Source organism: Micromonospora sp. R311, assembly GCF_056780015.1.
Genome location: NZ_JBSWCE010000012.1, coordinates 162,338 through 174,296, shown reverse-complemented (window position 1 = coordinate 174,296; position 11,959 = coordinate 162,338). Strand labels below are relative to the sequence as shown.

The 11,959-nt window shown below is 75.2% G+C and carries 13 protein-coding genes; 7 read left to right on the top strand and 6 right to left on the bottom strand.

Going from position 1 to position 11,959, the window contains the following annotated elements; translation table 11 throughout:
- Positions 1-184: 184 nt before the first annotated feature.
- Positions 185-1,120, top strand: coding sequence for a DUF2332 domain-containing protein (locus AC1WTP_RS13105; protein ID WP_481649495.1), 936 nt, complete (start codon positions 185-187; stop codon positions 1,118-1,120).
- A gap of 53 nt (positions 1,121-1,173) precedes the next feature.
- Here AC1WTP_RS13105 and AC1WTP_RS13100 read toward each other — a convergent pair whose 3' ends face one another.
- Positions 1,174-1,740, bottom strand: coding sequence for a dihydrofolate reductase family protein (locus AC1WTP_RS13100; RefSeq protein ID WP_481649494.1), 567 nt, complete (start codon positions 1,738-1,740; stop codon positions 1,174-1,176).
- Between the two features lie 262 nt (positions 1,741-2,002).
- Here AC1WTP_RS13100 and AC1WTP_RS13095 point away from each other — a divergent pair, with 262 nt between their 5' ends.
- The 3 genes from AC1WTP_RS13095 (at position 2,003) to AC1WTP_RS13085 (ending at position 3,878) form a co-directional block, all read left to right on the top strand.
- On the top strand, positions 2,003-2,992 hold the full coding sequence (locus tag AC1WTP_RS13095) for an asparaginase (protein WP_481649493.1): 990 nt from the start codon (positions 2,003-2,005) through the stop codon (positions 2,990-2,992).
- 21 nt (positions 2,993-3,013) lie between these two features.
- A complete protein-coding gene (locus AC1WTP_RS13090; RefSeq protein WP_481649492.1) occupies positions 3,014-3,256 on the top strand; it encodes a DUF5522 domain-containing protein in 243 nt (80 codons plus the stop codon).
- Positions 3,257-3,329: 73 nt separating this feature from the next.
- Entirely contained in the window at positions 3,330-3,878 is a 549-nt protein-coding gene (locus tag AC1WTP_RS13085) for a hypothetical protein (RefSeq protein ID WP_481649491.1), read from the top strand.
- 24 nt (positions 3,879-3,902) lie between these two features.
- Here AC1WTP_RS13085 and AC1WTP_RS13080 read toward each other — a convergent pair whose 3' ends face one another.
- Positions 3,903-4,592, bottom strand: a complete 690-nt coding sequence (locus AC1WTP_RS13080) for an iron-dependent transcriptional repressor DtxR (RefSeq protein WP_481649490.1) — start codon at positions 4,590-4,592, stop codon at positions 3,903-3,905.
- A 101-nt stretch (positions 4,593-4,693) separates the two neighbouring features.
- Here AC1WTP_RS13080 and AC1WTP_RS13075 point away from each other — a divergent pair, with 101 nt between their 5' ends.
- Genes AC1WTP_RS13075 through AC1WTP_RS13065 form a run of 3 tightly spaced genes read left to right on the top strand, consistent with a single transcriptional unit; the run spans position 4,694 to position 9,356 of the window.
- Entirely contained in the window at positions 4,694-5,551 is an 858-nt protein-coding gene (locus AC1WTP_RS13075; protein WP_481649489.1) for a sulfurtransferase, read from the top strand.
- A gap of 48 nt (positions 5,552-5,599) precedes the next feature.
- Positions 5,600-6,781 (top strand): acetoin utilization protein AcuC, encoded by a 1,182-nt coding sequence (locus tag AC1WTP_RS13070; protein WP_481649488.1) that lies wholly within the window; start codon positions 5,600-5,602, stop codon positions 6,779-6,781.
- A gap of 19 nt (positions 6,782-6,800) precedes the next feature.
- Complete coding sequence (locus AC1WTP_RS13065; protein WP_481649507.1) at positions 6,801-9,356, top strand: bifunctional acetate--CoA ligase family protein/GNAT family N-acetyltransferase; 2,556 nt, start codon at positions 6,801-6,803, stop codon at positions 9,354-9,356.
- Positions 9,357-9,360: 4 nt separating this feature from the next.
- On the opposite strand, the gene AC1WTP_RS13060 is transcribed toward AC1WTP_RS13065, so the two are convergent.
- From AC1WTP_RS13060 to sigB, 4 genes are all read right to left on the bottom strand, one after another.
- Positions 9,361-9,768, bottom strand: coding sequence for a VOC family protein (locus AC1WTP_RS13060; RefSeq protein ID WP_481649487.1), 408 nt, complete (start codon positions 9,766-9,768; stop codon positions 9,361-9,363).
- Complete coding sequence (locus AC1WTP_RS13055; protein WP_481649486.1) at positions 9,765-10,268, bottom strand: SRPBCC family protein; 504 nt, start codon at positions 10,266-10,268, stop codon at positions 9,765-9,767. The genes AC1WTP_RS13060 and AC1WTP_RS13055 overlap by 4 nt, the downstream gene beginning before the upstream one ends.
- Positions 10,265-10,636: an ArsR/SmtB family transcription factor gene (locus tag AC1WTP_RS13050; RefSeq protein WP_481649485.1), complete on the bottom strand. Its 372-nt coding sequence runs from the start codon at positions 10,634-10,636 to the stop codon at positions 10,265-10,267. Before AC1WTP_RS13050 ends, AC1WTP_RS13055 begins: the two co-directional genes overlap by 4 nt.
- 125 nt (positions 10,637-10,761) lie before the next feature.
- Positions 10,762-11,778: an RNA polymerase sigma factor SigB gene (sigB, locus tag AC1WTP_RS13045; protein ID WP_481649484.1), complete on the bottom strand. Its 1,017-nt coding sequence runs from the start codon at positions 11,776-11,778 to the stop codon at positions 10,762-10,764.
- Positions 11,779-11,959 lie beyond the last annotated feature (181 nt).

Sequence of the window (11,959 nt, the reverse complement as noted above, 5' to 3'; positions counted from 1 at the left end):
ATGCTCAGCCTCGGCGGCCACCGACCCCAGCTACCCCACCGATGACCACCAACCCACACATCCGTCACAAGACCCATAAATATGACTCGGTGGTATCACGCTCGCCATGCTCAGCGTCGAGGCACCTCGCCGCCGGCGTCTGCCCGCCGTAGCGGAGCCCACCCATGACCGCGATCATCGGAACATGACGATCGCCGAGAGCTACGTCGAGTTCGGTACCCGGGAGGCGCGCGGGGTGTCGCCCGCGTACGAGCGCCTGTCCCTCGCGGTCTCCCGGGACGACGAGCTGCTCACCCTCGTCGAGACGCTCCCGCCGGGCAAGCGGCAGCCGAACCTGCTCTTCGGCGTCGTCCGGCTGCTCGGCGGGCCGGTCGACGACCCGGCCGGGTTCCGCGGCTTCACGGTGGCGAACTGGCCGGCGATCGAGGCGGAGCTGCGCACCCGGGCCGTCCAGACGAACGAGCCCGGGCGGTGTGCCGTCCTGCTGCCGGTGCTCGCCGCGCTGCCGCAGCCGCTCGCGCTGATTGAGGTGGGCGCGTCCGCCGGGCTCTGCCTCTACCCCGACCGGTACGCCTACCGCTACGGCGACCACCGGCTCGGCACGGGCGATCCGGTCCTCGACTGCGCGGCCACCGGCCTCGCGCCGCCGGACCGGCTACCCGAGGTGGTGTGGCGGGCCGGCCTGGATCTGAACCCGCTGCGGGTGACCGACCCGGCCGACGTCGCCTGGCTCGATGCCCTCATCTGGCCGGAGCAGACGCACCGCCGCGCCCGGCTGCGGGCGGCCGCCGCCGTCGCCGCGGCTGACCCGCCGCTGCTCGCCCGCGGCGACCTGGTGGACGACCTGCCGGCACTGGCCGCGCGGGCGCCGGCCGGCGCGACGCTGGTGGTCTTCCACACCTCCGTGCTCTATCAGGTGCCGGCGCCGCGCCGGGCGGCCTTCGCCGAGGTGGTACGCGGGCTGCCCGGACACTGGATCGCGAACGAGGCCCCGGACGTGCTGCCCCACGACGGGCTGCCGGAGCCGCCGGGCGAGGCGCTGTACAACGTGCTGTCGCTCGACGGGAAGCCGCTCGCCTGGACCCGCTCGCACGGGCAGGTGATGACCTGGTTCGGGTGATCGAGTCCAGCGTGGAGCGCCGCCCGTGACCCGGCCCGGGCGTCTGACCCCGCTCAGTCCCGCGCCCGTTCGTGGCAGAGCAGCACCACGCCGTTGCCGAAGGTGCGGGTGCCGACCAGCCGCAACGGGCGCCGGTCGCCCGAGGCCGGGAAGAGCTGCCGCCCCCGGCCGAGGATGACCGGGTGGACGTAGATCCGCCACTCGTCGATCAGGTCGTGGCGCAGGAAGGTGGCGATGAGGTCCGCCCCGCCGAGCGTGAGGTCGCCGCCCGGCTCGGCCTGCAGCCGCCGCACCTCCGCCGGCACGACCTCCCGGACCACCGTCGTGTTCCAGCCGGCATGCTCCAGCGTCCGCGAGTAGACGATCTTGGGCATGTCGCGCCAGATGCCGGCATACTCCTTCATCGGCCCGCTGCTCGCCGGATCCTGGTCGGCGGTCGGCCAGAACGCGGCCATCAGCTCGTGGGTCCGCCGGCCGTTGAGAAAGGCCCCCATGGTGCGCAGTTCGGCGTTGAAGTGGTTGTGCAGTTCGTCGTCGACCATGTGCCAGCTGAGGTCGCCGTCCGGACCCTCGAAGAACCCGTCCAGCGACACGCTCATGTGCACAATGATCTTCCGCATCGTCGGTGCTCCTTCGCGATCGGCTGCCGGTCAGCTCACAGCATTCCCGACCGGTGCGACAGCCGGCGGCACGTCGCGCATCCGGCGCAGCGGCGAGCAGACCACGAACAGCGACGCGCTCCAGGTGCCGAGCGTCACGTGCTGTCCTTGCTGTCGGGAGCCGGGCCAGCCTGCCGGCCCGCCCCGACCCGTGCCAGCCATTTCCGGCCGGGCCGGTACGGTCGGTGGGCCGCGGAGCCGCGGCGCCGACGGGAGGTCGCACGTGTCCATCGCCCTGTTCACCCTCGGCGGCACGATCGCGATGGGCGGGTTCGATCCGGGCCGGCCCGGGGTGGTCGCCCGGCTGACCGGAGCGGATCTCACCGCCGCCGTCCCCGGGCTCGCCGACCTCGACCCGCCGCTGGACGTGCGGGACACCCTCGCGGTGCCCAGCGCCCACCTGACGTACCGCCAACTGCTCGACCTGGTCGACGCCGCCGGCCGGGCGGTGGCCGCCGGCGCCACCGGCGTGGTGGTCACCCAGGGCACCGACACGCTGGAGGAGACGGCGTTCCTGGCCGACCTGGTCTGGCCGCACGACGCGCCGCTGGTCTTCACCGGCGCCATGCGCAACCCGACGCTGGCCGGCCCGGACGGGCCGGCGAACCTGCTGGCCGCGGCCCGGGTGGCGGCCGCACCGGTGGCCCGGGGCCTGGGCGTGCTGGTCGCCGTCAACGACGAGGTGCACGCCGCCCGCTGGGTACGCAAGACGCACAGCACCAGCCCGGCCACCTTCGCCTCGCCGAACACCGGCCCACTCGGGCACGTGATCGAGGGGCGGGTACGGCTGCTGGTCCGACCGGAGCGGCCGGCGCCGCTGCCGCCGGTCGACCCGGCCCGGCTGGACGGCACCCGGGTCGGCCTGCACACGGTGACCCTGGACGACGACGGGCTCCTCCTCGGCGGCGTCGCCGGCACCCACCACGGGCTGGTCGTCGCGGGCTTCGGCGTCGGGCACGTCCCCGCCACGCTCGCCCCGGCGCTGGGCGCGCTGGCCGGGCGGATCCCGGTGGTGCTCACCTCCCGCTCCGGGGCCGGTTCGGTGCTGCGCAACACCTACGGGGCGGTCGGTTCGGAGACCGACCTGCGGCGGCGGGGGCTGCTGGACGGCGGGCTGCTCGACCCGTACAAGGCGAAGGTGCTGCTCCGGCTGCTGCTCGCGGCGGGTGCGGGCCGGGACACCATCGCCGCCGCCCTGGCCCGGCACGGCTGACGGCGTCTCTAGACTGCCCCGGTGACCGGAGAGCGACGACCGTTGGCGGCCCGGCCGCTGACCGAGCCGCACCCGTCCCGGTTGCCGCCCGAGCACCCCGACCGGAGCCGGATCCTCGCCGCGCACGCCGCCGCGCTGGCCGCCGGTGAGGCCGGCTACCTCGACCCGGCCACCGGTCTCTTCGTGCTCAGCGCCGGTTTCCTGGCCCGCCGTGGCACCTGCTGCGGCCGCGGCTGCCGGCACTGCCCGTACGTGGACGATTGAGGGCTTCCGCCCGGACGGGCGAGCCCGTACGGTGTCCGGCGGACACGTCGGGTCGGACACCGGAGGAGTAATCGTGCACGGGCGGAGCGTGGTCGCCGGCGTGGCCGTGCTGTTGGTGGCGGGCTGCGCCGCCGAGGCGGAACCGGTGGCGCTGCCGCCAGCGGCGCCGATCTCGATCGACGTGCCGGCGGCCTCGTCCGGCGGGGCGTGCCGGCTGCTCGACTTCGCGGTGATCGAGGAGCACGCGCAGGTCCGCTTCGACGTGGCGGCGGCCAGTGCGCGTGGCGACAGTCACACCTGCGTGGTGCGGTCCGGGACGGCGAGCCTGCCCGAGCTGACCTTGACAGTCAGCGAGACGTCGATCGACCCGGCCACGTTCACCGAGGACGTGGTGCCGGAGAAGGCGGCCAAGGTCTCCGGGCTCGGCCAGAAGGCCTACCGACGGACCAGCGCCGCCGCCGGCGGTCACGGCCCGGTGGCCGAGGTGGGCTGGCTGGCCGGCGGAGGGCGGCTGGCCACCTTGCGCTGGACCAGCCCGAAGGGCACCGACCGGGATGCGGTCGACGACCTCGGCACCACGCTGGTCGCGCTGGCAAAGACGGTGGACACCCGGGCTCTCTGACCGGCGCGGCCGGGAGCGGACTGGTCAGCCGGCCGCGACGAAGACCCGGGAGGCGACCTCGCGGGGCAGCCGGATCCGGCCGCCGTCGCGGTCGATGGAGACCCCGTCGCGCTCCTGCGCCACGGTCACCCTGGCACCCGGGTCGACGCCGGCCGCGTGCAGCTGGCGCAGCACGTCGGCGTTGGTCTGCACGCTCTCGCAGATCCGCCGCACCACCACCGGCCCGGTCAGGCCGGGGAAGGCCAGGTTGCGCTCACCCTCGGCCGGCTCGGTGGCCTGCGGCTCGGGGGAGCCCAGCTCCTCCAGCCCGGGGATGGGGTTGCCGTAGGGCGAGCGGGTGGGCCGGTTGAGCAGGTCGTAGACCCGCTTCTCGACCGCGTCGCTCATCACGTGCTCCCACCGGCAGGCCTCGTCGTGGGCCTCCTCGTAGGGCATCCCGATCACGTTGACCAGCAGCAGCTCGGCCAGCCGGTGCTTGCGCATCACCGAGACCGCGGTGGCCCGGCCCTGCTCGGTGAGCGCCAGGTGCCGGTCGCCCTCGACCGTGAGCAGGCCGTCGCGCTCCATCCGGGCGACGGTCTGGCTGACGGTCGGGCCGCTCTGCCGCAGCCGTTCGGCGATCCGGGCGCGCAGCGGCGGCACCCCCTCCTCCTCGAGCTCGAGGATGGTGCGCAGGTACATCTCGGTCGTGTCGACCAGGTCGTGAGACTTCATATCGTCAGCGGCCCTCCGGTGCTCGATGCTACCCCGGACCTCCGACAATTGACCGCCGCCGAACCGCGTGACGGCTGCCCGGATGGTGTTCACTGGACGCCATGTCCGGTACCGATGATCTTCTGGTCGAACCCGACCGGCTCGCCGCCGAGCTCGACCGCGCCGACCCGCCCACCCTGCTGGACGTCCGCTGGCGGCTGGCCGGCCCGCCCGGCCGGGACGACTACGCGGCCGACCACCTGCCCGGCGCGGTCTTCGTCGACCTGGACACCGAACTCTGCGGGCCGCCCGGCGCCGCCGGCCGGCACCCGCTGCCCGACCCGGCCGCGCTGCAGGCGGCGCTGCGGGCCGCCGGCGTCCGCACCGGCCACCCCGTGGTGGTGTACGACGGCGGCGACGGCATGGCCGCCGCGCGGGCCTGGTGGACGCTGCGCTGGGCCGGCCACCGCGAGGTACGGCTGCTGCACGGCGGCTTCCCGGCCTGGGCGGCGGCGGGGCTGCCCGTCTCGACCGAGCTGCCCGCCCCGCCGCCCGGCGACGTCACCGTCCGGCCGGGCGAGCTGCCGGTGCTCGACGCGGGCGCGGCAGCCCGGCTCGCCGCCGGTGACGGCGTGCTGCTGGACGTGCGGGCCGCGCCCCGCTACCGGGGCGAGACGGAGCCGATCGACCCGGTGGCCGGGCACGTGCCGGGTGCGGCGAACCTGCCCGCCCCGGAGTACGTCGGTCCGGACGGGCGGTTCCCGGCCGCCGACGCGCTGCGCGAGCGGTTCGCCGCCGCGGGCGTCGGCCCGGACCGCCCGATCGGGGCCTACTGCGGCTCCGGGGTGACCGCGGCGCAGGCGGTGCTCGCCCTGCACCTGGCCGGCCGGACGGACGCGGCGCTCTACGTCGGCTCGTGGAGCAACTGGGTGGCCGACCCGGCCCGTCCGGTGGCCACCGGGGCGACACCCGGCGCGTGAGCAGCGCGTGCGACGAGGGTCCGCCGGTCCTCGTGCGACGATGAGGCCATGTCCGACGAGACAGTGGTGGTGTGGGACGAGTCGCTGCTCGCCTACGACATGGGTGACCACCCGCTGGACCCGGTCCGGGTCGAGCTGACCATCGCGCTCGCCCGTGAGCTGGGCGTCCTGCAACGCCCCGGGGTGCGGCTGGTGAAGCCGGAACCGGCCGACGACGCGCTGCTGACCCGGGTGCACGACCCGCGCTTCGTGGAGGCGGTGCGGACGGCGCCGAGCGACCCGCTCTTCGCCGGGTTCGGGATGGGCACCTCGGACAATCCGGTCTTCCCGGGGATGCACGAGTCCAGCGCGCTGGTCGCCGGCGCGAGCGTGGCCGCCGCCGAGGCGGTCTGGCGGGGCGAGGCCCGCCGCGCGGTCAACGTGGCCGGCGGGCTGCACCACGCGATGCCGGCCCGGGCCGCCGGCTTCTGTGTCTACAACGACCCCGCGGTGGCCATCGCCCGCCTGCTCGACCTCGGCGCCGAGCGGATCGCGTACGTGGACGTGGACGTGCACCACGGCGACGGGGTGCAGCAGATCTTCTGGGACGACCCGCGGGTGCTCACGGTCAGCCTGCACGAGACCCCGCTCGCGCTCTTCCCCGGCACCGGGTTCCCCGACGAGACCGGCGGCCCGGAGGCGGTGGGGACCGCGGTCAACGTCCCCCTGCCGCCGGGCGTCGACGACGCCGGCTGGCAACGGGCGTTCCACGCGATCGTGCCCTCGGCGCTGCGCGCGTTCCGGCCGCAGCTGCTGGTCACCCAGTGCGGCGCGGACGGGCACCGGCTCGACCCGCTGGCCGACCTGCACCTGTCCGTGGACGGGCAGCGGGCCACCTACCTGGCCCTGCGGGCGCTCGCCGACGAGCTCTGCGAGGGCCGCTGGGTGGCCACCGGCGGCGGTGGGTACGCACTGGTCGAGGTGGTGCCCCGGGCGTGGACGCACCTGCTGGCGATCGCCACCGGCGCCCCGCTCGACCCGGCCACGCTGACCCCGCCGGCCTGGCGGGAACTGGCCACCGCGCGCCGTCCCGGGCGCGAGGTGCCGCTGCGGATGACCGACGACGTCGACCCCGCGTACGAGCCGTGGCAGCCGACCGGCGAGCCGACCGCGGTGGACCGGGCCATCGCGGCCACCCGCAAGACGGTCTTCCCGCTGCTCGGGCTCGACCCGCACGACCCCCGTGACTGAACCGGCCGCCGCCGGGCCGGTGGCGACCGCGCCGCAACCGGTGGACGTGCTGCTCAGCGACGGCACCACCGTCCAGCTGCGACAGATCCGCCCGGCGGACGCCCCGGACATCGTGGCGATGCACTCGCGGTTCTCCGAGCGCACCCGCTACCTGCGCTACTTCTCGCCGTACCCGCGGATCCCCGAGCGCGACCTGCAACGCTTCGTCAACGTCGACCACCGCGACCGGGAGGCGTTCGTGGTGCTGGCCGGCGAGCGGATGGTCGCCGTGGGCCGCTACGAGCGGCTCGGCCCGGCGGCGCCCGAGGCCGAGGTCGCCTTCGTGGTCGAGGACGCCTACCAGGGCCGGGGGATCGGCTCGGTGCTGCTGGAGCACCTGGCCGACGCGGCCCGCCGGATCGGCATCGTCAGCTTCGTCGCCGAGGTGCTGCCGGCCAACGGCGCCATGCTGCGGGTCTTCTCCGACTTCGGCTACCAGGTGCAGCGCGAGTTCGCCGACGGCGTGGTGCACCTGAGCTTCCCCATCGCGCCCACCGAGGCGACGCTGGAGGTGCAGCGCGGCCGGGAGCACCGCACCGAGGCCCGCTCCATCGCCCGGCTGCTCGCCCCGCGCGGCGTCGCGGTCTACGGCGCCAGCGCCACCGGGCAGGGCGTCGGCGCGGCGGTGCTCGGGCACCTGCGCGACTTCGGCTTCACCGGGTCGGTGGTGCCGGTGCACCCGAGCGCGGCGACGGTCGCCGGGCTGCCCGCGTACCCGTCGGCGGCCGACGCCGGCCTGCCGGTCGACCTGGCCGTGGTGGCGGTGCCGCCGGACGCGGCGGAGGCGGTGGTCGCCGACGCGGCCGCCGCCGGGGTGCACGGCCTGGTGGTGATCTCCGCCGGGTTCGCCGAGGCCGGCGCAGCGGGCGCCGCCGCGCAGCGGGCCCTGGTCCGCGCGGCCCACGCCGCCGGCATGCGGGTGATCGGCCCGAACTGCCTGGGCGTCGCCAACACCGACCCGGCGGTACGCCTCAACGCCACCCTCGCGCCGCGGCTGCCGGTGCCCGGCCGGGTGGGCATCTTCAGCCAGTCCGGCGCGTTCGGGGTGGCCCTGCTCGCCGAGGCGGACCGGCGTGGGCTGGGCTTGTCCAGCTTCGTCTCGGCCGGCAACCGGGCCGACGTCTCCGGCAACGACCTGCTCCAGTACTGGCAGGACGACCCGGGCACCGACGTGATCATGCTGTACCTGGAGACGTTCGGCAATCCGCGCAAGTTCGCCCGGCTGGCCCGCCGGATCGGCCGGGACAAGCCGGTGCTGGCGCTCGCCTCGCCGGCCCGCCCGCCCGGCGTCGGCGACACCGCCGGCCCCGACGAGGTCGCGGTGAGCGCGCTGTTCGCCCAGTCCGGCGTGATCCGGGTGGACACCGTGGCCGAACTGCTCGACGTCGGGGTGCTGCTGGCCAACCAGCCGTTGCCGGCCGGCCGCCGGGTCGGGGTGGTCGGCAACTCCTCGGCGCTGACCGGCCTGGCCGCCACCGCCTGCGCCGGCCAGGGGCTGACCGTCGCCGCCGGCTACCCCCGCGACGTCGGCCCGCGCGCCGGGGCGGCCGAGTTCGCCGCCGCGCTCGCCGACACCGCCGCCGACGACCGGGTCGACGCCCTCGTCGTCGTCTTCGCGCCGCCGCTGCCCGGCCAGCTCCCCGACGCCGAGGCGGACTTCACCGCCGCGCTGCCGAGCGCCCTCGCCGCCGGCAAGCCGACCGTGGCGACGTTCCTGGTCGGCCGGGCGCCGGCCGGGGTGCCGGCGTACCCGAGCGTGGAGGAGGCGGTCCGCGCCCTCGCCCGGGTCGCCGCGTACGCCGACTGGCTGCGTCGCCCGTCCGGGGCGCTGCCGGAGCTGCCCGCCGTCGACCGGGAGGCGGCGCAGGCCGCGCTGCGCCCGGAGGCCACCGACCCGGCGGGGCTGCTCGCCGCGTACGGCATCGACGTGGTCGAGTCGGTGCCGGCGCGCTCGGCCGACGAGGCGGTGGACGCCGCGGCCCGGCTCGGTTACCCGGTGGCGCTCAAGGCGGCCGCCCCCGGCCTGCGGCACCGGCTCGACCTCGGCGCCGTCCGGCTCGACCTGCCCGACCCGGCCGCCCTGCGCCGCGCGTACGCCGAGATGTCGGCGGTCTTCGGCGCGGACGTGCTGGTCCAACCGATGGTCCCGCCGGGCGTGGCCTGCGTGGTGGAGCTGGTGGAGGACCCGGCGTTCGGGCCGGTGGTCGGCTTCGGTCTCGGCGGCGTGGCGACCGAGCTGCTCGGCGACCGGGCCTGGCGGGCCGTGCCGCTGACCGACCTGGACGCCGCCGAGCTGGTCGACGAGCCCCGCGCGGCGCCGCTGCTGCGCGGCCACCGGGGCGCCGCCCCGGTGGACCGGGCGGCCCTGGCCGACCTGCTGCTGCGGGTCGGCCGGCTCGCCGACGAGCAGCCCCGGGTGCGGTCGGCGACGCTGAACCCGGTGCTCGTCCGGCCGGACGGCCTCTCGGTGCTGCACGCCACCGTGCGGACCGGCTCCGCCGCCGACCGCCCGGACACCGGCCCACGCCGGCTGTAGCCGGTCAGCCGCGGCTGGAGATCTGCTGGACGCCCCAGGCGTTGTCGTCCGGGTCGGTGAAGAAGACGAAGCCGACGTTGTCCAGCGGGTCCGGCACCGGCCGGGGGTTCTCGCCCACCACCTGGATCTCGCTGACCTCGACGCCCCGCTCGACCAGCTGGGCCCGGGCCTTGCGCAGATCCGGCACCACCAGCTGGAGGCCCTTCAGCGAGCCCGGCGGCATCTGCGGCACCACGCCCTTGCCGATCACGATGGAGCAGCCGGAGCCGGGCGGGGTCAACTGCACGATCCGCGCGTCGTCGCTGATCACCGTGTCGTGGTCGACGGTGAAGCCGAGCTGGTCGGCGTAGAACGCCTTGGCCCGGTCCACGTCGGAGACCGGCACGATCACCACTTCCAGGGTCCAGTTCACGGTGTCTCTCCTCGCCTCGTCGTCTGGTGCAGCAGTTCGGCGAGCCGCGCGAAGCTCTCGCCGACACCGCGGGTCATCGGGTAACGCAGCACGGCCTCGCGCCCCTCGGGAGTGGCGTACCGCAGCGTGGTGGTGACCGTCGTCCGCCCGACGAGTTCGGTGAACTCGTGGGTGACCAGGGTCTCGCCCGGGTAGGACTGGTCGTCGAAGAGCTCGGTGCAGACCAGCCGGTGTGGCGGCTCGACCGCGCGGTACACCCCGCCCTGGCCCATCCGCTCGCCGCCCGGGCCCGCCGAGACGTAGCGCCAGCGCCCGCCCACCCGCAGGTCCACCTCGCATTCGACCAGCCGCCAGCCGCGTGCGCCGTACCAACGGACGAGCAGCTCCGGGCGGGTGAAGGCGGCGAAGACCAGGTGCGCGGGCGCGTCGAACAGCCGGCTCAGCACGATCTCGCGGTCGCCCGGGGTGGCCACCACCGGCGGGTCGCCGAGGCCGGTCACCGTTCGCCGCCCCGGGTGCCGTCCCGCTGCGGGGGCGTCCGGTCGGCGGCCTGGAGGTCGTCGAGCAGGGCATCGAGGCGCTGGTAGCTCTCCGCCCAGTAGTCGCGGTAGTTCGCCAGCCAGGCGGTGGCCTCCCGCAGCGGCCCGGCCTCCAGCCGGCAGGGCCGCCGCTGGGCGTCCCGGCCCCGGCTGACCAGTCCGGCGCGTTCCAGCACCTTCAGGTGTTTGGAGATGGCCGGCTGACTCATCGCGAAGGGCTCCGCCAGCTCGGTCACCGTCGCCTCGCCGGCCGCCAGGCGGGCGAGGATGGCCCGCCGGGTCGGGTCGGCCAGCGCCGCGAAGGTCGCGTCCAACAGTTCCGTGGCCACCGTCGATAACCTCCTGGTTTTATAACCATTTGGTTCTAGCGTGGATCGGTGGCCAGGTCAAGACCCTCGGCCGTGGACACTCCGCGGCCCCGGCGAACCGCCGGGGCCGCGACACGCACGCACCGTCAGCAGGCGTACGCCTCCAGGCGCTGCGCCCGCTCCGGAGCGCGCAGCTTCAGCAGGGTCACCTTCTCGATCTGCCGGATCCGCTCCCGGGACAGGCCGAACTCCCGCCCCACCTCGTCGAGGGTGCGCTGGCGGCCGTCGTCGAGGCCGAACCGGAGCCGGATCACCGCCTGCTCCCGCTGGGAGAGGGTGGCCAGCACGATGCTCACCTCGTTGCGCAGCTCGCCCTGCGCGGCCGCGTCACCCGGCTCGGCGCCCGGGTCGACGGCGGCGACGAAGTCGCCGAGCGCGCTCTCGCCGTCCTCGCCGACCGCCTGGTCCAGGCTGACCGGCTCCCGGTCGTACGAGATCAGCTCGATGACCTGGAACTCCGGGATGTCCAGCGCCCGGGCGACCTCGGCGACGGTCGGCTCGCGGCCCAGCGTCACCGACAGCTCGCGGCGGGCCCGGACCATCCGGTTGACCTGCTCGACCATGTGCACCGGGATGCGGATGGTGCGGGCCTGGTCGGCCATGGCCCGGGTGATGGCCTGGCGGATCCACCAGGTGGCGTAGGTGGAGAACTTGTAGCCCTTGGTGTAGTCGAACTTCTCGACCGCGCGGATCAGGCCGAGGTTGCCCTCCTGGATCAGGTCGAGGAAGGCCATGCCGCGGCCGGTGTACCGCTTGGCGATGCTGACCACCAGGCGCAGGTTCGCCTCGAGCAGGTGGTCCTTGGCGGCGCGGCCCTCGGCGGCGACCAGTTCCAGGTCGGCCCGCAGCGCCGCGGAGACCGGGGTGCAGGTGGCCAGCTTCTCCTCGGCGAAGAGCCCGGCCTCGATCCGCTTGGCCAGGTCGACCTCCTGGGCGGCGGTGAGCAGCTTGGTGCGGCCGATTCCGTTCAGGTATGCCCGGACCAGGTCCGTGGAGACGCCGCGCTCGTCGGTGGCGTCCAGGTCGGTCAGGGTGTCGGTGCCGTGCTCGGCCTCGATGGTGCCGGCCGGGCGCATCCGGTGCTCCGTCATCTGCAGGGCCATCTCTTCTCCCCGTGTCCACGTCTGTACCGCTCGTCCGGCCCAGTGGTGCCGGTGTGACACACAGCTTGGCGGGCGGGGCGTGAAACGGGAGTGAGGCGATCGGGGAACCGACACCAATCTGGCCGGAAACGTCGGATGCCGGGGTGTGTCGGCCGGTGGCGGTTGCCGGGCCCGGTTACCG